Annotated in this window: 19 protein-coding genes; 7 read left to right on the forward strand and 12 right to left on the reverse strand. The window is 64.9% G+C overall.

What is annotated here, in order from left to right; translation table 11 throughout:
* Nucleotide 1 precedes the first annotated feature (1 nt).
* From ACNJX8_RS04950 to ACNJX8_RS04965, 4 genes are read right to left on the reverse strand one after another with little or no spacing between them, the layout of a single operon-like run.
* Nucleotides 2–829, reverse strand: coding sequence for a carbohydrate ABC transporter permease (locus ACNJX8_RS04950; RefSeq protein WP_439359787.1), 828 nt, complete (start codon nt 827–829; stop codon nt 2–4).
* A complete protein-coding gene (locus ACNJX8_RS04955; protein ID WP_091892059.1) occupies nt 826–1,722 on the reverse strand; it encodes a carbohydrate ABC transporter permease in 897 nt (298 codons plus the stop codon). The genes ACNJX8_RS04950 and ACNJX8_RS04955 overlap by 4 nt, the downstream gene beginning before the upstream one ends.
* Nucleotides 1,719–3,071, reverse strand: a complete 1,353-nt coding sequence (locus ACNJX8_RS04960; protein ID WP_245473394.1) for an ABC transporter substrate-binding protein — start codon at nt 3,069–3,071, stop codon at nt 1,719–1,721. Before ACNJX8_RS04960 ends, ACNJX8_RS04955 begins: the two co-directional genes overlap by 4 nt.
* A gap of 29 nt (nt 3,072–3,100) precedes the next feature.
* Complete coding sequence (locus tag ACNJX8_RS04965; protein ID WP_439359788.1) at nt 3,101–3,865, reverse strand: FadR/GntR family transcriptional regulator; 765 nt, start codon at nt 3,863–3,865, stop codon at nt 3,101–3,103.
* A 173-nt stretch (nt 3,866–4,038) separates the two neighbouring features.
* On the opposite strand from ACNJX8_RS04965, the gene ACNJX8_RS04970 reads away from it, so the two are divergent.
* Nucleotides 4,039–5,466, forward strand: a complete 1,428-nt coding sequence (locus ACNJX8_RS04970) for a sulfatase family protein (protein WP_439359789.1) — start codon at nt 4,039–4,041, stop codon at nt 5,464–5,466.
* A gap of 3 nt (nt 5,467–5,469) precedes the next feature.
* On the opposite strand, the gene ACNJX8_RS04975 is transcribed toward ACNJX8_RS04970, so the two are convergent.
* Nucleotides 5,470–6,066: a UbiX family flavin prenyltransferase gene (locus ACNJX8_RS04975; protein WP_439359790.1), complete on the reverse strand. Its 597-nt coding sequence runs from the start codon at nt 6,064–6,066 to the stop codon at nt 5,470–5,472.
* A complete protein-coding gene (locus ACNJX8_RS04980) occupies nt 6,063–7,595 on the reverse strand; it encodes a UbiD family decarboxylase (RefSeq protein ID WP_439359791.1) in 1,533 nt (510 codons plus the stop codon). Before ACNJX8_RS04980 ends, ACNJX8_RS04975 begins: the two co-directional genes overlap by 4 nt.
* A gap of 99 nt (nt 7,596–7,694) precedes the next feature.
* On the opposite strand from ACNJX8_RS04980, the gene ubiT reads away from it, so the two are divergent.
* From ubiT to ubiV, 3 genes are all read left to right on the forward strand, one after another.
* Complete coding sequence (ubiT, locus tag ACNJX8_RS04985) at nt 7,695–8,228, forward strand: ubiquinone anaerobic biosynthesis accessory factor UbiT (protein WP_439359792.1); 534 nt, start codon at nt 7,695–7,697, stop codon at nt 8,226–8,228.
* Nucleotides 8,228–9,205, forward strand: a complete 978-nt coding sequence (ubiU, locus tag ACNJX8_RS04990; protein WP_439359793.1) for a ubiquinone anaerobic biosynthesis protein UbiU — start codon at nt 8,228–8,230, stop codon at nt 9,203–9,205. Before ubiT ends, ubiU begins: the two co-directional genes overlap by 1 nt.
* Before the next feature lie 67 nt (nt 9,206–9,272).
* Nucleotides 9,273–10,157, forward strand: coding sequence for a ubiquinone anaerobic biosynthesis protein UbiV (ubiV, locus tag ACNJX8_RS04995; RefSeq protein ID WP_439359794.1), 885 nt, complete (start codon nt 9,273–9,275; stop codon nt 10,155–10,157).
* 228 nt (nt 10,158–10,385) lie between these two features.
* On the opposite strand, the gene ACNJX8_RS05000 is transcribed toward ubiV, so the two are convergent.
* From ACNJX8_RS05000 to ACNJX8_RS05010, 3 genes are all read right to left on the reverse strand, one after another.
* Nucleotides 10,386–11,477 (reverse strand): enolase C-terminal domain-like protein, encoded by a 1,092-nt coding sequence (locus ACNJX8_RS05000; RefSeq protein ID WP_439359795.1) that lies wholly within the window; start codon nt 11,475–11,477, stop codon nt 10,386–10,388.
* 399 nt (nt 11,478–11,876) lie between these two features.
* Nucleotides 11,877–13,100 (reverse strand): ABC transporter substrate-binding protein, encoded by a 1,224-nt coding sequence (locus ACNJX8_RS05005; RefSeq protein ID WP_439361810.1) that lies wholly within the window; start codon nt 13,098–13,100, stop codon nt 11,877–11,879.
* A gap of 404 nt (nt 13,101–13,504) precedes the next feature.
* Nucleotides 13,505–14,434, reverse strand: a complete 930-nt coding sequence (locus ACNJX8_RS05010; protein ID WP_128939987.1) for an alpha/beta hydrolase — start codon at nt 14,432–14,434, stop codon at nt 13,505–13,507.
* A gap of 123 nt (nt 14,435–14,557) precedes the next feature.
* On the opposite strand from ACNJX8_RS05010, the gene ACNJX8_RS05015 reads away from it, so the two are divergent.
* Both ACNJX8_RS05015 and ACNJX8_RS05020 read left to right on the forward strand, forming a co-directional pair.
* Nucleotides 14,558–14,854 carry a hypothetical protein gene (locus ACNJX8_RS05015; protein ID WP_439359796.1) on the forward strand — a complete coding sequence of 99 codons (297 nt, stop codon included), beginning with the start codon at nt 14,558–14,560 and terminating at the stop codon, nt 14,852–14,854.
* Between the two features lie 62 nt (nt 14,855–14,916).
* On the forward strand, nt 14,917–15,057 hold the full coding sequence (locus ACNJX8_RS05020) for a hypothetical protein (RefSeq protein WP_164934688.1): 141 nt from the start codon (nt 14,917–14,919) through the stop codon (nt 15,055–15,057).
* Here ACNJX8_RS05020 and ACNJX8_RS05025 read toward each other — a convergent pair.
* The 3 genes from ACNJX8_RS05025 to ACNJX8_RS05035 are packed head-to-tail and all read right to left on the reverse strand — an operon-like array spanning nt 15,054 to nt 18,869.
* A complete protein-coding gene (locus ACNJX8_RS05025) occupies nt 15,054–16,640 on the reverse strand; it encodes an ATP-binding protein (RefSeq protein ID WP_439359797.1) in 1,587 nt (528 codons plus the stop codon). The two genes, ACNJX8_RS05020 and ACNJX8_RS05025, sit on opposite strands and share 4 nt — an antisense overlap.
* Nucleotides 16,637–17,341, reverse strand: coding sequence for a response regulator (locus tag ACNJX8_RS05030; protein ID WP_439359798.1), 705 nt, complete (start codon nt 17,339–17,341; stop codon nt 16,637–16,639). The genes ACNJX8_RS05025 and ACNJX8_RS05030 overlap by 4 nt, the downstream gene beginning before the upstream one ends.
* A 19-nt stretch (nt 17,342–17,360) precedes the next feature.
* Nucleotides 17,361–18,869 carry a DUF4153 domain-containing protein gene (locus ACNJX8_RS05035; protein ID WP_439359799.1) on the reverse strand — a complete coding sequence of 503 codons (1,509 nt, stop codon included), beginning with the start codon at nt 18,867–18,869 and terminating at the stop codon, nt 17,361–17,363.
* 189 nt (nt 18,870–19,058) lie between these two features.
* Here ACNJX8_RS05035 and ACNJX8_RS05040 point away from each other — a divergent pair, with 189 nt between their 5' ends.
* Complete coding sequence (locus tag ACNJX8_RS05040; protein WP_439359800.1) at nt 19,059–20,429, forward strand: glycoside hydrolase family 3 N-terminal domain-containing protein; 1,371 nt, start codon at nt 19,059–19,061, stop codon at nt 20,427–20,429.
* Nucleotides 20,430–20,486 lie beyond the last annotated feature (57 nt).

Genomic DNA, 20,486 nt, shown 5'->3' on the forward strand with positions numbered 1-20,486 from the left:
ATCATCCCTTGACCGCGCCGGCGGTCAGCCCGGAGACGAGATAACGGCGCACCGCGAGCGAGAAGATCAGCACCGGCGCCATCACCAGCGAGCCGCCGGCGGCGATCTTGCCCCATTCCCAGCCCTCGTAGTTCATGAAATTGACGACGGCGACCGGCGCGGTGCGTGCATTGGTCCGGGTGAGGATCAGCGCGAAGAAGAAATCGTTCCAGGCGTAGAGGAAGCAGAGGATCGCGGTCGCGGCGATGCCGGGCGTCACCATCGGCAGCACGATTTTTGTGAACACCGTGCGGGTCCGCGCGCCGTCGACGAGGGCGGCTTCCTCCAGCGAAACCGGTATGGTGTCGAAGAACGGCTGCATCATCCAGATCACCAGGGGTAGGTTGAAGCTGGTGTAGACCAGCACCAGGCCGGTGACGGTGTCGAGCAGCCCGATCCAGCGATAGAACAGGAAGAAGGGAATGGTGAAGGCGATCGGCGGCGCCATGCGCGTCACCAGGATCGCAAAGGAGAGCGCATGCTTGCCGCGCCCGGCCCAGCGCGACAGCGCGTAGGCCGCGGGCACGCCGGACAGCAGTGCGAGCGCGGTCGAGAGCGAGGCGCTCAAGAGGCTGTTGACGAAGGAGGCCGAGAACGCGCTGTGCCAGAGCGAGATGTAGTTTTCCAGCGTCGGCGTGAAGATCAGCGGTGGCGGGAATTGCAGGATCTGGTCGTTGGACTTGAAGCTCATCTGCAGGAGCCACAGAAACGGCGAGAGCAGGACGAGCAGCGTCACGGTGATCGCGACCAGCCGCCCAGGCGTCGCGCGGCGTCCGGAATGGTGGCTCATGCCATCGCCTCCCGCCGGCGCCCCATCCAGACCAGGGCAAGGCTGATGCCGGCGACGAGCAGCAGCATCACGACCGTGACCGCGCTGGAATAGCCGATCTCGTTGGTGTCGAAGGCAAGGAGATACGCATAGTAGTTCGTGACTTCCGTGACCGTGCCCGGACCGCCGCTGGTCAGCAGGAAGATCAACGGAAACGCCTTCACGCTGTCGATCAGGCGGAACATGCCGGAGATGACGAGGATCGGCGTGATGAAGGGCAGGGTGACGTACCAGAAGATCTGAAGCTTGCTGGCGCCGTCGACCAGGGCGGCCTCCGAATATTCGTCGGGAATGGTCTGGAGCGCCGCCAGCACCATCAGGAAGGTGAAGGGCAACCATTCCCAGGTGTCGGCGATGATGATGGCGGTCAGCGCGAAATCGACGCTGGAGGTCAGCGCAGGCATGGTGAAATTGAGGAGCTGCGCGGCGTAATAAAGCGGGCTAATGTCGGGCGTGTAGATCAGCTTCCAGATCACCGCGACGACGATCGGCGGCAGCACCATCGGGATCAGGAAGAAGGTGCGGGCGAACTCGACGAAGCGCGACGGCACGTTGAGGAGCAGCGCGAGCAGCATGCCGAGCAGGACCTGGAACAGCACACCCCAGCACGACAGTTTTGCCTGCACCCAGAGTGAATTGACGAAGCGGGGATCGCCGGGCAGCAGGCCGTAATTGCGCAGCGGCACGCTGAAATCGGTCGCCGAGCCCGGCGCCGTCAACTGGAACGGCGTCAGGCTGGTCACGACGAGATAGATCGCCGGAAGCACGGCGACCGCAAACAGCACGATCAGGCTCGGCGTGAGCGCGCAGGCGATGAAGCTGCGGCGCTCCGCGTCAATTCCACTCTCGCTCAAAGCTGCGTCCCGGCACGGCGGAGCGCGGCGATCGCCTGGTCCTGCGCGGCGTTCATCGCGTCCTTCGCGGGCAGCTGGCCGGTTGCGACCTGCTCGAACGCCTTGTTGAGCACGTCGCCGACGATCGGGAACTCCTTCACGGTACGATAGGCCATGTAGTTCTCGCCCTTGGCCGGCAGCTCCAGCACTTCCAGATAGAGCGCGCCCAGATCCTGGCCGTTGACGGTGTTGAGCTTGCGATAAGCTTCGCTGGTGATGATGGAGCGCCGGCAGACCGAGGAATGGCCGTGCTCCTTGACGAGCCGCATCGAGATGTCGGGGGAGAGCGCCCATTTGATGAATTCCCACGCCGCCTTCTTGTTCTTGGCGTTCTTGGGAATGCCGAGCCCCTGGCTGTTGGAGGCGGGGTGGTCATGCACGGGTCCCGCGGGCATCCGCACCACGCGCGCTGTCTCCTTCACCTTGCTCTCCTCGGACAGCAGGATCGGCGTCACCCAGGCGCTGGAATGGATGAAGATGTTGGCGCGTCCCGTGAGCACCGACTGCCGCGCCTGGTCTTCGGTGTAGGTCAGTACGCCCTTCGGCGCGCTCTTCAGGAGGTTCGCATAGAATTCGATGCCCTGGATGGTCTCGGGCGTGTTCAACGCCGGCATGATGTCGGAGGGCGGCTTGCGGAAGATGTTGCCGCCGAAGCCCTGGATGTAGGGCGGCAGATTCCAGTGATGCAGCTGGAACGAGGTGATGCCGCTGACGCCGTCGGTGCCGTTGATTTCGGCGCAGACCTGCTGGAGCTCGGCGAACGTCTTCGGGACCTTCAGCCCCTTCTTCTCCATCAGATCCATGCGCGACAGCCCCATCAGCATCGCGCCGCCTTCCCAGGAATAACCGTAGGTCGCGCCCTTGGCGTCGCGGTAGGGCACCTGCGCGCCTTCGACGAAGTCCTTGGGATTCCATTCGGCCGGGGTCAGATTGGCATCGCCGGTGAACTCGTCGAGATTGGCCAGCAATCCCGCCGCGACCCAGCGTGCGGCGAGGATGAAGGTGACGTTGACGAAATCATAGGCCGAGCCGCCGGAGGACAGTTCGAGATTGGCCTGTTGATTGTAGACCGGGAAGGCCGAGAGCTGGAGATCGACCTTCATCCCGGTCCTCTCCTCGAACTCGGGGATGTATTTCTGCAGCAGCGTGAAGAAGCGGTGCTGGAACGAGGCGCCGTGCAGCGTAACGCCGGCAAACGGTTTCGTCTGCGCGATCAGCGGCGCGGGAAATGCCGTAAGCGCCGCGGTCGCGGCGCTGGCCTGCAAGAGTTTACGGCGGGTGAGCGAACTTCCGCGCGATGCGTTCTTCATCATGTCCTCCCAATTATTGTTTGCCGGTTTCAACGCGCCCGTCTGGTGCGGGCGTTCTCGTCCTCGGCATCCTTCTTTCGCTGGCGCGACAGGGCCGAGACGATGTTCTGTTCGGTGAGATCCATGAGCTTGTGCATGGCCTGGCGCGCGCCGTCCGGATTGCGTGCCCAGATCTCGTCAAGCACCGCGCGATGATAGGGCAGGCTTTTCCGTGGTGCGCCCGGATTGGTCGTCGACAGGTTGAACGACATCCGCAAGGCTGCTGCGACCGTCGCGCCGAAGGCGATCAGAAAGTCGTTGCCGGTGGCGATCAGGATGCCGCGATGAAACTGCAAGTCGGGCTCGGCATAAGCGCGCCGGTCCATGCCGGCCGCGTCCATGCCGCGATAGGCGCGTTCGATCCGGGCAAAATCCTCATCCGTGCCGCGCATCGCACAGATCGCGCAGGCCTCGGGCTCGACGATGCGGCGGACCTCCATGATCTGCTTGGCGAACTCCTGCGTCGGCAGCGCCGACAGCGTCCAGTTCAGCAGCTCCTCGTCGAGCATGTTCCAGTCGAAGCGCGCGCGGACATGCGTGCCGGCTTTCTGTTTCGAGGCGATCAATCCCTTCGCCTTCAACAGCGATAGCGATTCGCGGATCGAGGCGCGGCTGACGCGGAAGCGCGAGGCCAGTTCGACCTCGCGCGGCAAGATCGTGCCCTCGCGCCACACCCCGGTCAGGATCAGTCGTGCCACCTCGCGGGCCACCTGGGCGCTCGCCTGCGGATTATCGCTGCTGTCGGTCTTGGCCACGGTGAACCCGGTTCCGTGAAGTCAAATGTCTGATTTATTGCAGATGCTGACGACGCGGCGGAGAAGAATTCCGGCCGTCGCATGCAAGATAATCTCATGGCAGCAGGTTTGACAAGAATTATTATGTCAGACATATCTCCTCCCAGATCAATGCCGCGCAGGACAAAACCATCGTGACAAAGCCCCACATCGTCCTGGTCATGACCGATCAGCAACGCTTCGACACGATCGCGGCGACAGGCCATCCCTACATGAAGACGCCGAATCTCGATCGACTGGTGCGTGAGGGCGTCTATTTCGACAATTGCTTCATCAACGCGCCGAGCTGCGTTCCCTCGCGCGCGGCGCTGTTCTCCGGCCTCTATCCGCACGCCTCTGGCGTGCTGAAGAACGGGCAGCACTGGCAGAAGACGTGGGTCACCAATCTGGCGGAGGCTGGCTATCACTGCGTCAATGTCGGCAAGATGCACACGATCCCCTACGATGCGAAGGCCGGCTTCCACGAGCGTTTCGTCGTCGAGAACAAGGATCGCTTCTTCGAGGGCCGTTGGTTCGCCGACGAACTCGACAAGGCCTTTGCCGCCCACAAGCTGACAAAGCCGTCGCGCGCCGGCTACCGCAGCCTGCCGGACTATGGCGACCGCATGGGCGCGTTCACCTGGGAAATGCCGAAATCGCTGCATCCGGACATCTTCGTCGCGGAGACCGCGATGTGGTGGCTCGAGACCCGACCCAAGCCCGAGGCGCTATTCATGCAGATCGGCCTGCCCGGACCGCACCCGCCCTATGATCCGCTGCCGGACTATCTGGAACATTACCTCGCGCGCAACGACCTTCCGGTGCCGCAGCCGACCGAGGCCGAGATCGAGGGGCTGCCGGCCTATCTGAAGGAGAAGCGTCGCCACGACACCGAAGTCGACCATGACGCGGTGTCATGGAAGCTCGCACCGACGCACGACGAAATGCGGCGCCTGCGCGCGCATTATTATGCCAACGTCACCATGATCGACGAGCAGATCGGCCGTCTCCTGCAAACGCTGGAAGACAGGGGCTATCTCGACAATTGCGTCGTCATCTTCATGTCGGACCACGGCGATAATCTCGGCGAGCACGGCCTCAGTCAGAAATGGTCGATGTACGAGCCCGTCACCCGCATCCCGCTGCTGGTCTGGTCACCGGGACGGTTCACCGGCGGGCGCCGCATTGCCGGGAAGTGCCAGCTGTTCGATCTGGCCCCGACCATTCTGGATCTCGCCGGCGCACAGCATCCGAAGCCGTTCCAGGCCCGCAGCCTGCTTCCGGCCCTGAAGGGCGAGAAATGGTCCGGCCGTGGCTTCGTGTTCAGCGAGCAGGCCGGCGACGTCGCCATGACCGGCGCAAGGCTGATCACCATGGTGCGTGACGACAGGTGGAAGGTCGTGTTCATTCACGGCGCCGAGGACGGGCAGCTGTTCGATCTCGCGACCGATCCGCTCGAACGGCACAATCTCTTCGGCATGCCCGAGCACGCCGGAATCATCAGCCGTCTGAAGGACGCCTTCATCGACTGGCGGCAGAACAGCCTGCTGGAGACGATGGATCTGAACGCGGCCGCGCGCTGATGCCTATGAATCGTCGGCGTCACGGCCGTGCCATCTCAACGCCGGCGCCGAGACGTCGGGCAGGCCCAGCAGGTTGATCGCGCGGCAGGCGATCTGGTCGACGATGTCGGCCACCGACTGCGGCTTCAGGTAGAAGGCGGGCAGCGGTGGCGCAATGATTGCGCCGATCTCGGTCGCTTGGAGCATCGCGCGGAGATGTCCGAGATGCAGCGGGCTTTCTCGGACCAGGAGCACCAGACGCCGCCGCTCCTTGAGCTGCACGTCGGCCGCACGCACGAGGAGATTGTCTAGATGTCCCCAGGCGATGGCCGACAGCGTGCGGATCGAGCACGGCGCCACGATCATGCCGCTGGCGGGAAACGAGCCGCTGGCGATGCTGGCGCCGATGTCGGCAGGATCATGGTCGCGGAAGGCGAGGGCGCGCAGCCGGGGCAGCGCGCCGGCACCGACCTCCTCGGTGAGCGTGCGCTCGGCCGCCGGTGAGATCACGAGATGCACCGCGCAAAGCGGATTCTCCGTCAGCCGCTCGACGATGCGCACGCCGATGGCCGCGCCCGAGGCGCCGCTGATGCCGACGACGACGCCATGCCGCGCGCTCATGCGGTCTCGCGCAGTTGAGGTCCAGCCATTGCGCCGAGGCCGAGCGCCGGCCACATCTTGTCGACCCTGGCGACCACGGCTGGATCCATCATCAGGGGCTCGCCCCAGGCCCGCTCCGTCTCGGGCGGAATCTTGGTGGTGGCATCGATTCCGAGCTTGCCGCCGAGGCCGGATTTCGGCGAGGCGAAGTCGAGATAGTCGATCGGCGTGTCCGAGAGCGTGACGAGGTCGCGCGAGCTGTCGCTGCGGGTCGCGACCGCCCACATCACGGCGCGCCAGTCGCGGATGTCGATGTCATCGTCGACCACGATCAACAGCTTGGTGTAGCTGAACTGCGGCAGCATCGACCACAAGCCCAGCATCAGCCGTCGCGCCTGGCCGGGATAGCGCTTCCTGATGGAAGCAATCGCGACCCGGTAGGAGCAGGCCTCGGGCGGCAGCCAGCAGTCGGTCACCTCGGGGAATTGCTGCCGGATCAGCGGCACGAACAGCCGGTTCAATGCTTCGCCGATCCGGGACGGCTCGTCCGGCGGGCGGCCGGTGAAGGTCGAGAGATAGATCGGCTGTCGGCGCGACGTGATGGCGGTGACCCGAAGCACGGGAAAGGCCTCGACCAAATTGTAGTAGCCGGTGTGATCGCCATAGGGGCCCTCGGCGGCCGTCTCGGTTGCCGAGACGAGGCCCTCGATGACGATCTCGGCCGCGGAGGGGACCGCGAGAGGAATCGTCAGGCACGGCGTCAGCTCGGGCCGCTCGCCGCGCAGGATACCTGCGAAGCGCAGCTCGGATATCGTCTCCGGTAGCGGCAGCACGGCGGCGAGGATCGTCGCGGGGTCGGCTCCGATGACGATCGCGACCGGCATGTCGCGTCCCAGTGCCTTCCATTGCTGGTGATGTCGGGCGCCGCCGCGATGGGCGAGCCAGCGGATGATCGAGCGGTCGCGACCGAGGATCTGCATGCGGTAGACGCCGACATTCTCTTCCTGGTCCGCGACGGACGACTCCGGCGGCGCGGTGATGACCAGCGGCCAGGTGATCAAGGGTGCGGGCTCGCCCGGCCAGCAGATCTGCGCCGGCAGTTTTGTTAGATCGATGTCCTCGCCCATCGTCACGCGATCCTGCACCGCCGCCGCGGGGCGCGATCGCGGCCGCGTGGCAAGGGCGGCGCGGGCCAGCGGCAGCTTGCGCCAGGCATCCCGGACGCCATGCGGAGGACGCGGCGCGCGCAACTCGGCCAGCAAAACGCCGAGCTCTTCGAGCCGGTCCGGCGTGATGCCCATGCCCCACGCGGTCCGCTCCACCGTGCCGAACAGATTGGTCAGCAGCGGCATCTCGGAGGGAAGGCCATCGGCCCTGACCGGGCGTTCGAACAATAGTGCAGGGCCGTGTTCGCCGATCACGCGCCGGTGGATCTCGGTGATCTCATGGACCACGGAAACCGGTTCGCGAATGCGTCGCAGCTGCCCCTTGCCTTCGAGGAAGTGCAGGAAGTCGGATAATTCGCCGAAGCGCGGAACGTCACGTTGCAAGCGAACGGTCTCCTGAAAAAGCAGAAGCTAGCCGGCGTGATTTCGATCTTCATTGTTCCCGCTCAAATACATTTGCGCGCAATCGGCTCAGATGACGGAATGAGTCATTCGTCCGTCGCGTCCGGTTCGTTGCCGACAATCCCGCCGCTTCTCGCTCTGGCAATACGTCCCTTGCCGCTGCTGCCGCTGCAATTCGCGCTTGGTGGTTTCCTGTCGCGGATATTGAGGCGCAATCCCGGACTGCTCGACCGGCTCGGACCACATCGCCGCGCACGGTTCGGGATCAAGCCGGTCGACCTGCCGTTCGCCTTCATCGTCGAGGCCGCGCCGCCGCTTCTGTCGGTGGTGCGCGAGCTGCCGCAAGGCCTGGAAGCCTATGTCTCCGCTTCGCTCGCCAACCTGCTGGCCCTGGTCGAGGGCAGGGTCGATGGCGACGCGCTGATGTTTTCGCGCCAGCTCGGAATCGAAGGCGACATGGAGGCTGTGCTGGCCTTGCGCAATGCGATCGACGATGCGCGGCTCGATCTCGCCGCGGAGCTGGCTTCCCTGTTCGGTCCGTTGGGCGAGCCGGTGAGGCGTTCCTTCGAGGCCGCGCGGGACAGGCTGACCGGCCCGCCGCAGGAGCAGAGGTGATGGAGCTGATCTGTCCCGCCGGCACGCCGGCCGCGCTGCGCAGCGCCATCGATGCCGGGGCGGACGCCGTCTATTGCGGCTTCAACGATGAGACCAACGCGCGCAATTTTCCGGGGCTGAACTTCAGCCGCGACGAGCTGCGTAAGGGAATCGCGTTCGCCCATGGACGCGGCGCGCGCATCCTGGTCGCCATCAATACCTTTCCGCGGGCGTCGTCCGTGACGCTCTGGCAGCGCGCCGTGGACGATGCCGTCGATGCCAGAGCCGACGCGCTGATCGTCGCCGATATCGGGCTCATGGACTACGTCGCCAAGCGTCATCCGGGTCAGCGCCTTCATGTTTCGGTGCAGGCTGCCGCCGCAAATCCCGATGCCATCGCGTTCTACGTCGAGACGTTCGGGGCGCGCCGCGTCGTGTTGCCACGCGTGCTCAGCGTTGCGGAAATCGCCGAAATCACCCGCGAGACGGCGTGCGAGACCGAAGTGTTCGTGTTCGGCGGCCTTTGCGTGATGGCCGAGGGGCGCTGCTCGCTGTCGTCCTATGCGACCGGCAAATCGCCGAACATGCAGGGCGTCTGCTCGCCGGCGAGCCATGTAGCCTATGAGGAGACCGCGCAGGGAACGACGTCCCGGCTTGGCGGCTTCACCATCAACCGCTTCGCCCCGCAGGAGGCCGCGGGCTATCCGACCCTCTGCAAGGGGCGGTTTTCCACCGCGCATGGCGACGGCTACGTCTTCGAGGACCCTGTCAGCCTCGATGCCACGACGCTGCTCGGGGGATTGCGAAGCGCCGGCGTTGCCGCCCTGAAGATCGAGGGGCGTCAGCGCGGACGGGCCTATATCGAGAGCGTGGTCCGTCATTTCCGCCGCGCACTCGATACAATCGAGCAGGGGCGCCAAGCGGACATCGTGAGCCTGCGGCCCTTCACTGAAGGCCAGGCCTCTACGCTCGGCGCCTATCGCAAGACATGGCGATGATTAATGGCGATGATTGATGGCGATGATTGCAACCGATGGCGGCCGGCCATCAATGAGAGAAGCCCCGATGCAGCTGAGTCTCGGCCCCGTCCTCTACAATTGGGCGCCGGACCGCTGGCGCGATTTCTACTTCCGGATTGCCGACGAGGCGCCGGTCGATGTCGTGTCCGTAGGCGAGGTCGTCTGCTCGAAACGCTCGCCGTTCTTCGCGGAGCACCTGCCTGACGTGATCGAACGGCTCCAGCGTGCCGGCAAACAGGTTCTGCTGGGTTCGCTGATCCTGGTGTCGCTGCGGCGCGAACGGCGTCAGACCGAGGAGCTCTGCGCAACTGACGGCGCATTGGTCGAGGTGAACGATCTGACCTGCCTCCGCTCGATCAAGGGCCGGCCGCATGCGATCGGTCCCTACGTCAACATCTACAACGAGACCAACGCGGCCTTTCACGTCCGGCAAGGCGCAGCGCGCATCTGCCTGCCGCCGGAATTGCCGATCTCGTCAGCGGCGGTGATTGCCGCAGCGGTGCCCCAGGCCGTGATCGAGATTTTTGCCTTCGGCCGGGTGCCGCTGGCGATCTCCGCCCGTTGTTACCATGCGCGGCTTCACAAGCTGTCCAAGGACAATTGCCGCTTCGTCTGCGAAAAGGACCCGGACGGGCTCGCGTTGAAGACGCTGGACCAGCAGGAGTTCCTCACGATCAACGGCGTCCAGACCCTGTCGCATGCCTGCACCAATCTCGTTGGAGACGTTGCTGCATTGCGCGAGGCTGGGATCGGCTCGCTGCGCCTATCGCCGCAGGATTGCGACATGGTGGGTGTTGCCAGAACCTTTCGCGATGTGCTCGACGGACGCAACTCAGCCGAAAGCGCAAGCCGCCGCTTGTCCGATCTTTACCCGGGCGTCGCCTTTGCCAACGGCTTTCTTCGCGGCAAGCCCGGCTTTTCCTTCGCGTGACGTCGCATCCTGCACGCGTACGCGGGCCTGCCCTTTACCGCGCCTACCACGGCGATGAATAGTTGTGCACATCATCTCCCCAGGGTCGTCCTGGCGAAGGCCAGGACCCATACCGCGTGATCCTTCGATTGTGAGTGCTCGCAGTACCGAGCAGCCGGTCTTCGCCAAACTACTCCCTGGGATAACGGGCCTTCGCCAGGACGACGCCGGTGAGGTGGCGGTAGGCGATCATGTGACGAGATATTTGGCGACCGCCGCCTCGTCCCACGCAATCCCGTTGCCGGGCTCCTCGCTCGGCAGCGCAAAGCCATCCTTGATCTTTAGCCGCGTCGACAGCACCGCGTCGGCCCAGTCGACATATTCCAGCCAATGCGCGGTCGGCGTCACGCAGAGCAGATGCGCGCTCACTTCAGAGAACAGGTGCGTCGACATCTCGATGCCGGCGGCGTGCGCCAGCGCCGCGGCGCGCAGCCAGCCGGTGACGCCGCCGATGCGCTGGACATCAGGCATCACGTAGTCGCAGGCTTCCGCGGCGAGTGCCGCCTGCATCGCGAAGGCGCTGTCAAAGTTCTCGCCGATCTGCACCGGCGTGTGCAGCGCGTCCGCAATACGGGCGCTGCCCTCATAATCGTCGTGGCGGATCGGCTCCTCGATCCAGGTGAGGCCCTCGTCGTCGAGCATCTCGCCGCGGCGGATGGCTTCCGCGACCGTCAGCGCCTGATTGTAGTCGCACATCAGCGTCACCTGATCGCCGACGGCATTGCGCACCGCGCGCACGACGGCGAGATCCTCCCGCGCATCGGGTCGGCCGACGCGGATCTTTGCCGCCCGAAAACCCTCGGCCAGCAGCTTGTGCGCTTCCTCGACTGCGGCGCTCGCGGGCATGATGCCGAGCCCCTTCGAATTGTAGGCCCTGACCGGCTTTGGCGCGCCGCCGAGCAGGCGCGCCAGCGGCAGGCCGCGTGCACGCGCGAGTGCGTCCCATGACGCCATGTCGATGCCGGATTGCGCCAGCCGTTGCAGTCCGGCGAGGCCCAGCAGCGTGAAACGCTGGGCGAGCTTGCGCTCGATCTCGAACGGCAGCAGCTCGTCGCCGACGACGAACTCCGACATTTCCGTGACCATGGCCGTCAGCGGCTTCAAGGCAGACGGCGTGATCGAGAACAGATAGGCGTGCCCGCGTACGCCCTGGTCGGTCTCGCAGTCGATCAGCACCAGCGGCGCTTTGGCGACCGCCCCGGTCGAGGTCTGGAGCGGCAGGTTCATCGGCACGATCACGGGCCGCGCCTGGAAGCGCTTGATGCGGATGGTCTCGGTCATGGGTCTCTCCCGGCGGAGCGGATGCAGGTCGGCGCCGATCTTAAACATCCGTGATGAAACGAAAAGGCGCCTGCTGCGACCACCATGAAATGGGGTTGAACCACCGCGGTGGTGAAGTCCGGTAATCCAGCGCGAGTCCGCTCGCTGCTGGAAGCGCGCTGGCATCGCTCAAGCCGGCGTGAGGTCGATCAGCGTTGCCTGATTGAGCCCTCGTTGTGGTCGCGAGAAAGGTCTGCTCCCTCTCCCGCTTGCGGGAGAGGGCTGAGGAGAGGGTGTCTCCTCCTCAACGGGACGATCCCCAAGCGGAAAGAGCCCTCACCCGGCGCTTCGCGCCGACCTCTCCCGCAAGCAAGCGGGAGAGGTGACCCCGCTCGGCGCTCACACGCGCTCTGAGGCGTCTCACCGCGCCGCGCCTTCGGTGAAGGCGGTCTCGATCACCTCACCAAAAGGCTGCCAGGAACGGCCGTCGAACTGGACGAGCCGCATCTGCTTGATCGGCAGATAGTTGCTGGGCGAGGTATTCATCCTGATGTTGGGCAGCGCGACGGAGGGGTGATAACCCTTAAGCGAAGCCGCCTGACGCATGATGTTGTCACGCGAGAAGTCGTCGCCGCATTGCTTCAGCACCTGCGCCAGCGCTTCGGCCGCGGCGTAACCGTAGAGCGCGGCGCTGCTGTTGGTGCTTTCGGCCTGATGGTATTTGTCCATGAAGGCGAACCAGTCCTTCATGGCGGCATCGTCCTTCCATGCGGGATCGCTCGGATCCTTCAGAAAGGCCGCGGAGATCACGCCGGCGGAGTTCTCGAGGCCCGCGGGCGCCATCGCATTGGCGATCGAGGCGGAGGCATCGTTCACGATGAAGACCGGATGCCAATTGAGTGAGGCCGCCAGCTTGATCACCTTGGATGCCGTCGACGGCACGCCGAGAAAGACGAAGATGTCGGCGCCCGCGCGCTTGAGGATCGAGACGTGTCCGTCGAGATGTTCGTCGGCGATGTCGAAGGCGATGTCGACGAGGACATGACGGTTGAGGTCGCCAAGGCCTTCCTGGATGCCCTTGTAGAGCATGCGGCCGAACTGGTCGTTCTGCCAGAGCACCACGATCTTTTTCCGGGGATAATAGGCCTGGATGTAGTTGGCGTAGATGCGCCCCTCCGACCGGAACGACGGCTGCCAGCCCATGGTCCAGGGAAACGCGCTTGGCTGGCTCAGCTCCTCGTCGCCGGAGGCGACGAACAGCTGCGGGATCTTCTTCTCGTTCAGATACCAGCGCGTGGCGAGATTGCCGGGCGTGCCGAACGACCCGAACATCAGGTGCACGTCCTCGGTCTCGACCAGATTGCGCGTCAGCTCCAGCGCAGTCGCCGGATCGGAATTGTCGTCGCGCGTGATGAAGCGGACCTTGCGGCCGTTGATGCCGCCACGCGCGTTGATCATGTCGAAATAGGCGGCCTCCGCCTGGCCGATGGCGCCGAACTCCGAGAGCGGTCCCGAATACGGCATGACATTGCCGATGCGGATTTCCTTGTCGGTCGTGGCTTGCTCCGCGTGTTGCAGGGACATCGCCCCAAGCGAAGCCAAAGCGACGATCAAAACGAACAGCAGCCTGCCGGTGACGCGCATGCTCGACACCTTGATGTTGGCCCCCGAAAAGGTCCGGCTCAATCCCCACCAAGGCTGGTTGATGTAGGTCAAGCGTTTGGCGATCGTATGGCTTGATCGCCGGGTTTGATGTTGCAGAGCATTGAGCCAAAACGGCAGGTGTGTTGACGCGCCGCGAATCCTTTCGCTGCTGGAAAGCGCGCTGGCATCGTTCAAGCCGGCGTGAGGCCGATCAGGCTTGCCGGATTGAGCCCCCGTTGTGACCGCGAGGAAGGTCTGCCCCCCTCTCCCGCTTGCGGGAGAGGGCTGGGGAGAGGGTGTCTCCACAGAGAGACTCCCAACGAGGAGAAAGCCCTCACCCGCGCCTTCGGCGCGACCTCTCCCGCAAGCGGGAGAGGTGAGGAGATCCCGGCTCTATAGCCCCCCTATGGCAGCCCCCGCGCCTCGAGCTGATGCACCAGCAGCAGTGTCGGCTCGGCGAGGCTGTCGCCGGAGCCGTCCAGGCCAAAGGCGCTCGCGATGCCGTCGCGGCTGCGCAGCAGCGTGCTGCGCGGACAATGGCCGGCGCCGCAGAGCGTCTTCTTCAGGGTCTCGCCTTGCGCGACGACGCCGGCGGAATCGTCCGCGGCCCAGGCCAGCAGGATCGGCACGTCGACATTGAGGATGCCGGGGAAGACCGATCGCTTGTTATATTGGCTGGCGTCGCTGCCGAGATAGGCCTTCTCGCTGTCGCTCGCGTCCTTGCCCGCGCGGTAGATGCCGGACACCAGGACGACGGCGGCGACATCGGCGCGGTCGGCCTGAAGCTCGGGATGCGCCAGCAGGGATGCGACATGGAAGGCGCCGGCGCCGTAGCCGACCGCGACGATCTCGCGGGCATCGCCGTTGAACAGGTCGATATTGCCGTTAACCCAGGACAGGGCCGCCGCCACGTCGCTCGCGCCGGCGGGCCAGGGCGCCAAAGGTGCCAGGCGATAGTTCACGCGCACCCCGATCATGTCGTTGCGCGCGGCAAAGCACATCGCCTGGTCCTGGATCTGCCGGGCCAGCTCGGGCGCCGCGCGGTCGCCGGTGAAGGTGTCGCCGGCCACGAACAGCAGCACCGGCCGCGGCGTATCCGCCTTGGTCGCGCTGGTCGCGACGTCGAGCACATTGGCCTCGCTCTCGCCGTAGCGCAGGCCACGCGAGAAGGTGACCTGCTCGCACAGCCGCGCGGTGCCGCCGGCGGTCGTGTCGGAATCGGTGAGGCCCACTTGCACGAGATCGGATGGCGGGGACAGCCTGGCCGGCAAAGGTCCGTGCGCGGAGGCCGTGGTCATGGTCAGAGTTAAGAAAAATGCCAGATAATTCTTCATGGTGATGCCGGCCTTGCGGGACTCATATTGGCTCGCCGGTTTGGCCTGTCTTTTCAATTCGCCTCATTAGTCAGCTGGCCTTGAGGCGAATTCACGGCACCTTTGGTCGGCACGTGGCCGCTTTTGCAACGCAAGTTCGCAGCCGGCCGGACGATTGCGCAGCGCGGCTTTTTTATCTCGATCCGTCAAGGCGTTGCCCAGCGCCATCCAGCCTCGCGCCGGAAACGGCTTTCTACTGTGCATGGGGTTGTTTTCGCAGTTTTTGTTTTGGACGGCCGGCACAGCACGTGCCGGACGCCGCCCGGTGGCAGCTCGGCGATTGCCCTCAAAGGCGCCGAACTGGAAGCGCTGAAGCGGCAATGCTGCGATGCGGCCGATCAAGTCCTGCTCGACCGCAAAGATTTCCTCGCACGTCCGTGATGGAACCTAATGGCGACTGGTGCGACTTACATATGACGCGGGAAGTAACGTGCGAGGCTGTCATGGCAGAGAAGCATACCGCCGATCCGGCAGAGATCATGCGGGCGACCGGTCATCCTGAGCTGGAATATGCCGCCGGCTGGACCATCGCCGGTCTCGTCACCATCGCCGCCATCGTCGCCGCCTGGGTGTTCGCCATTTAGGCAGCTGGAAACTGGAGCTCGAAGGCCGCACCCTCGTCGGTCGGCTTGAGCCTGATCGAGCCGCCATGGCTCGCCATCACCGCGCGTGCGATCGCCAGCCCCATCCCGGTGCCGCCCTGGTCGCGGCGGGTGGTGAAGAAGGCGTCAAAAATCCTGTCGCGGTTGGGCGCCGAGATCGGCTCGCCGTCATTGCTCACCGTCAGCAGCAGGGTCGTGCGCTCGAAGGTCGCCTCCAGCCTGATCGTCCTCGCCCTGTGCCGCACCGCGTTGTCGGCGAGATGCGACAGCACGATCAGCGCCTTCTCGCCGGACATGCCGATCGCGCGGTCGAGGCTGCCGCTGGCCGAGATCGCGCTTTCCGGAAACCGGTTCTTGAGATCGGCAATCACGGGAGCAAGCTCGGTTCGTTCGTTCTGCGGCAGGCTTTCGGCGCGTGCGAGCTCACGCAGCCGCTGCGCCATTGCCTCCAGCCGCTGGGTGTCGGACAGGATGTTGGCGATGAACGTCGTCTGCTCGGCCGGCGTCAGGCTGCCCGATTTGCCCTGAAGTGAATCCTGTAAGAGCTCGGCCGCGCCCTTGATGGACGTCAGCGGCGATTTCAACTCGTGGGTGAGGTGGGCCGAGAACGTCGCGATATAGTCCGAGCGACGCGCCAGTTGCTCGGCCATGCCGAGGAAGCTGTGCGAGAGCTGGGCGAACTCGCGCGTGCCGTAGTGCCGCAGCGGCCGGAACGCCTCGCGGTCGCCGCGGCCGATGCGCGTCGCGCGGTCGATCAGCTCGCGCATCGGCAGAGTAATGGTGCGCGAGAAAACGAGGCCGATCGCGATCGTGCCGAGGACCACGGCGAGCCCCGCCAGCACGAACTTCGCCCGCTCCTGGTAGAGATGGTCAAAAATGTTGCTCGGTGTCCGCGTGGTGTAGATCACCCCGGCGACGCGGTTGTTGACGATGACCGGCATCGCCGAGAACACGTGCACGCCGAGACCGCGGCTGAAGGAATAGATCGGCGGCGGCGGCTTGTCCGGCACGCGGTTACGCAAGGTGGCGCGGTATTGCCCGTGCAGCGCGTCCGCGACCTCCTCGATATGGGCGAGCGACTGCCCGACCTCCTGTCGGCCGGCGATCACCACGCCCTGTGGATCGAGGATGCGAAAGCCCGCCAGCGTCACCTTCTGGGTCTCGCGGATGATCGGCGTCAGTTTTGCGCCGATCTCGACATAGGCCTGCTCTGCCGGCCGGGCTGCGGCCTGCGCATCCGGCCTGCGCCGCAACAAATCATTGGCGGTGAGGTCGAGCGCGGGGCGGATCGGCGTGACCTGGTCGCCGGGATCGGGCAGCACGCCCGGCGGCATCTCGGCGCCGAGCGTCAGGCCGCTGTCGAGCCTTGCAATGACTTCCTGAGCATAGATCGTCGCGAGCACGCGGCTCTGCGCGATCAGCTCGGCCTGGGTCTGGCGGATGAGCTGGTTGTCGTAGAGGCGGAAGAAGAACAGGCCGACCAGCGGCAGCACGGCGACGGTGGTCAGCACCGTAAAGATGACGAGCCCAAGCGACGGCCGCCATTTGTCGGGCGCTGCGCTCATGCCTCTTTCTCGCAGCGGCCAAGCTTGAAGCCGACGCCGTGGATGGTCTCGATGACGTTCTCGCAATTCAGCGCCGCGAGCTTGGCGCGGATGTTGCGGATGTGGCTGTCGATGGTGCGGTCGGAGACCTGGATGTTGAGCTGGTAGGCGGCCCGCATCAGCTGCTCGCGGTTGAACACCGAGGTCGGGCGGGTCAGGAAGGCGCGCAAAATGCCGAACTCGATTGCCGTCAGTTTCAGCGGCGTGCCGGCGAAGGATGCCAGATGTTGCTCGGGATCGATCAGAAGATTGCCTTGCGCCAGCGCGGTGGGACCGGCCTTGATCTCGCCGTTGCGCGGGCCGAGACGGCGCAGGATGACGTTGACCCGCGCCACCAGCTCGCGCGGGCTGAACGGCTTCGTCACATAGTCGTCGCCGCCGATCTCGAGACCAAGGATGCGGTCGATCTCCTCGTCACGCGCCGACAGGAACAGGATCGGCACGTCGGAGCTTTTGCGCACCTCGCGGCAGACGTCGAGGCCGTCGAACTCCGGCATGCCGATGTCGAGCACGATCAGATCGGGCCTGTCGGCGGCGAAGCGGGCGAGCGCCTCCTTGCCGTCGCGCGCTTCGATCACGTCCATGCCGGCCTTCTTGAGGGCGACACGGATGACCTCGCGGATATGACCCTCGTCGTCGACGATGAGAATGCGATGCGCCAAGAACCTCTCCGCTAGCTCGTCAGCCTGCCGGTTGGCTGCCGGACTGAGCTTTCGCCTGGGCGTTCAGCCTGCGCTGGAGCCTCCAGTTGCGAAAGCCCCAGCTTCGCCAGGCCAGATCCCGGCGCTGCTGTTCTACAAGGCGGTCGCGGCGCGACACAAGGCAGCTCTCGGGGGTGCCAGACCGCAGCAAGATGGCCTTGTCGATGGCGGGCAGCGCCTGCGGCCCGAGCGTCAGGAGATAGTTGATGTCGATCTGCACGCCTTGACCTGATGCTTCTCGGCTGTGGGCGACATTGTAGTCGGCAATGAAGGCATCGAAGTTCACGAGCGAGCAACCATAGAGCACGATTGCGAGCGCGATCAGATTGACGCCGACGAGCCATTGGTTGGACCGGTTGAGGGCGATGCGGGTCACGATCAGGACCAGTCCGAGCGCGACCAGCCCCATCCAGATGAAGGCCGCGATGCGCCAGTAAGTCAGCGTGTAGACGTCCACGTAGAGCTCGAGGCGCAGGATGGAGGAGGCGACGAGCAGCACGTTCTGGCCCACCCAGAGATAGACCAGCGGCCGGATCACGCTTGATTTCTCGGCCGGCCCGCCCGGCCGCATCGCCACCAGTACGAAGGCGGCGGCGAGCAGGGCGGTTACGATCAGTGGATAGGCGCCACGATGGGCGTACCACGCATAGGTCAAATTGTCGGGCAGCGCCACGTGGCCCCAGAGATAGATGCCGTCGAGAATGGACTGTGCCGCGAACAGCAGGTTGAACAGGATCAGCGAGCGCAGGATGGTGGAGGGACCGAGAAATTCCGCCGAGACTTGGGACGGGAGCGGCGGCGGCACGGGACCATCGGCAACGGTCGTGGTGACAATCGTCTTGCGCCGCCAGCGCACATGAATGAACGGCCAGACCAGCGCCAGCATCAAGGCCCAGAACAGCACGCGCGGGAGGCTGACATATTCGAGGATGAGCTTTGGATTGAGCAGGGACACCCACTGCTCGATGACCGGATTGGCTGCTGCGAACAGCGCGACGAAGACGGTGCCGAGCGCTGCCGGCAGCAGCCACAGCGCGACGCCGCGGGTGAACGCCGACATGTTGAACACCTGGGGCGCATCGAGGAAGAACCTGAAGGGACCGAGCAGGACGAAGTTGCGTAGCGCGCGGGTCCGCTCGGCGAACTCGGTCGTTTCCGGATTGGTCGCGAGCAGCAGAGCCATGAGCAGCGCCGCAACGAGGATCAGGAACGACAGCGTGTTGAGCTCCTCGATGGCCGGCACGAGGCCGGCGACGAGAATGGCGGCGCCGATCGTCGCGCGCCGCGAATCAAGCGAGTCATGATTGAAGGGCACCGACACGCAGACCGTCGCAATTGCAAACAGTGTCAGCGACAGCCCGATCCGTTCGCCGTAGAACAGCCAGTCCGCCAACGCAGCCAGTGCCAGCGTGCAGCCAAGCTTGGCCGCAATCGAGGAATGCCTGATCGGTTGGATATCCGCTGCGATCGTCGAAGCCAGGCTCGTCATGTCTAAGAGACCTTTCGTGATATGTGGCATCACGAAGTCTGAACGGTGCTTGTGCAGAAGCCGCGATCATCGTCTGCACGGTTTCAGGAGTCTTTTGCAGTTTTCGTGCAGGCGCGCTTTTGCCGCTCGCGTAGCGCAAATCGCCTTGATAGGTGCGGAGCATTCGCCGCTCCTCGCACGTGATGCATCATGCAATTGCTCCGCCGCATCGGTCTCGTCCTGCTCTGGCTTGCCGCGCCTGTCGTCGCGTTCGCGGCAGCGAACAAGAACGATCCTTATCTGCTGCCACTGCGCGGCGCCGGAAACATCGCGCTTGTCGTCGCAAGCATCATGATCGTCATCGTCCTGCTGCGCAGAAAGCATTGGCGCAGCACGGCGGGCAAGCTGCTCGTCATGCTCTGGTGCCTGCCGCCGGTTCTTATGTCTGCAGCGCATCTGAAGTTCGAGCTGCGCAAGCATGATGTCCTCGCCGCGAGCCCCGCTGAGGCGCGACAACTCGGGCCTCACTTCATGGTCGGCTATTCCTCCTTTCCTGAGGTTGCGCGCTTGGCCGAGGAGGGCCTGATCGGCGGCGTCTATGTCACCCGGCACAACATCCGGGGACGGACGGTCGAGGCGCTGCGTGCCGAGATCGCAGCGCTCCAGGATATCAGGCGCGCCGCCGGCCTGCCGCCGCTGGTCGTCGCCGCGGACCAGGAGGGCGGCATCGTCGGGCACCTCGCGCCGCCGCTGACGAAGGTGCCTGCGCTGGCGACGCTCAGCGGGCTCGCGCCCGACGACCAGCAGGCCAAAGCCGAAGAGTTCGGCCGCATCCATGGCCGCGAGCTCGCGGGCCTCGGCGTCAATCTCAATCTCGCGCCGGTGCTCGACCTGAAGCCGCCGGCGAGGCGCAACCGCCTCGATTTCCACACGCTGATCGGCCAACGCGCGATTGCGACCGATCCCGCTGTCGTCAGCACGATCGCGAGCGCCTATGTGCGCGGGCTGGAAGAGTCAGGCGTCGGCGCCACGCTGAAGCATTTTCCCGGCATCGGCCGCGTGCGCACCGACACCCATCACTTCAGCGCCAACCTCGATGCGCCGGTGAAGGAGCTGGAAGCAACGGATTGGCTCCCGTTCCGCGAGGTGCTGTCGCATTCGCGCAGCGCGCTCATGGTCGGTCATGTCACGCTCACCGCCGTCGATCCCGATCGCGCCGCCTCGCATTCGAAACGCGTCGTCGAAGGGATCATCCGCGACACCTGGAACTACCAGGGCATGGTGATGACCGACGATCTCGTCATGGGCGCGATCTACCAGCACGACGTCTGCAAGGCCGTGGTCGAGGCGATCAATGCCGGCGTCGATCTGCTGCTGGTTGCCTATGACGGTGCGCAGTTCTACCGCGTCTTCGCCTGCGCGCTGAACGGATCGCGTCAGGGCAAGCTCGACGCGGCGATGCTGCGCGCGAGCGCGGCGCGGCTCGAAAGAGGCTTCGCGACCGAGCAGGCGCGAGCCGCCTTACTCACCAGAAGTACACTTGAGATAGCGCGTGCCGCCCCACGCGCGAGGGGCGATTGAACGCGGCGTGCATCCGTGCCAGGCAACCGAGATGGCTGAGCTCTTCGCGCGGCGAGA

This window comes from Bradyrhizobium sp. SPXBL-04 (assembly GCF_051853035.1).
GTDB lineage: Bacteria > Pseudomonadota > Alphaproteobacteria > Rhizobiales > Xanthobacteraceae > Bradyrhizobium > Bradyrhizobium zhanjiangense.

Bases quoted from the DNA above. Each gene is read 5' to 3' on its own strand.
- ACNJX8_RS04950 (WP_439359787.1), bottom strand. From the start codon at position 829: ATGAGCCACCATTCCGGACGCCGCGCGACGCCTGGGCGGCTGGTCGCG.
- ACNJX8_RS04960 (WP_245473394.1), bottom strand. From the start codon at position 3,071: ATGAAGAACGCATCGCGCGGAAGTTCGCTCACCCGCCGTAAACTCTTG.
- ACNJX8_RS04975 (WP_439359790.1), bottom strand. From the start codon at position 6,066: ATGAGCGCGCGGCATGGCGTCGTCGTCGGCATCAGCGGCGCCTCGGGC.
- ubiT (WP_439359792.1), top strand. From the start codon at position 7,695: ATGAGTCATTCGTCCGTCGCGTCCGGTTCGTTGCCGACAATCCCGCCG.
- ubiU (WP_439359793.1), top strand. From the start codon at position 8,228: ATGGAGCTGATCTGTCCCGCCGGCACGCCGGCCGCGCTGCGCAGCGCC.
- ubiV (WP_439359794.1), top strand. From the start codon at position 9,273: ATGCAGCTGAGTCTCGGCCCCGTCCTCTACAATTGGGCGCCGGACCGC.
- ACNJX8_RS05000 (WP_439359795.1), bottom strand. From the start codon at position 11,477: ATGACCGAGACCATCCGCATCAAGCGCTTCCAGGCGCGGCCCGTGATC.
- ACNJX8_RS05005 (WP_439361810.1), bottom strand. From the start codon at position 13,100: ATGCGCGTCACCGGCAGGCTGCTGTTCGTTTTGATCGTCGCTTTGGCT.
- ACNJX8_RS05010 (WP_128939987.1), bottom strand. From the start codon at position 14,434: ATGAAGAATTATCTGGCATTTTTCTTAACTCTGACCATGACCACGGCC.
- ACNJX8_RS05020 (WP_164934688.1), top strand. From the start codon at position 14,917: ATGGCAGAGAAGCATACCGCCGATCCGGCAGAGATCATGCGGGCGACC.
- ACNJX8_RS05025 (WP_439359797.1), bottom strand. From the start codon at position 16,640: ATGAGCGCAGCGCCCGACAAATGGCGGCCGTCGCTTGGGCTCGTCATC.
- ACNJX8_RS05035 (WP_439359799.1), bottom strand. From the start codon at position 18,869: ATGACGAGCCTGGCTTCGACGATCGCAGCGGATATCCAACCGATCAGG.
- ACNJX8_RS05040 (WP_439359800.1), top strand. From the start codon at position 19,059: ATGCAATTGCTCCGCCGCATCGGTCTCGTCCTGCTCTGGCTTGCCGCG.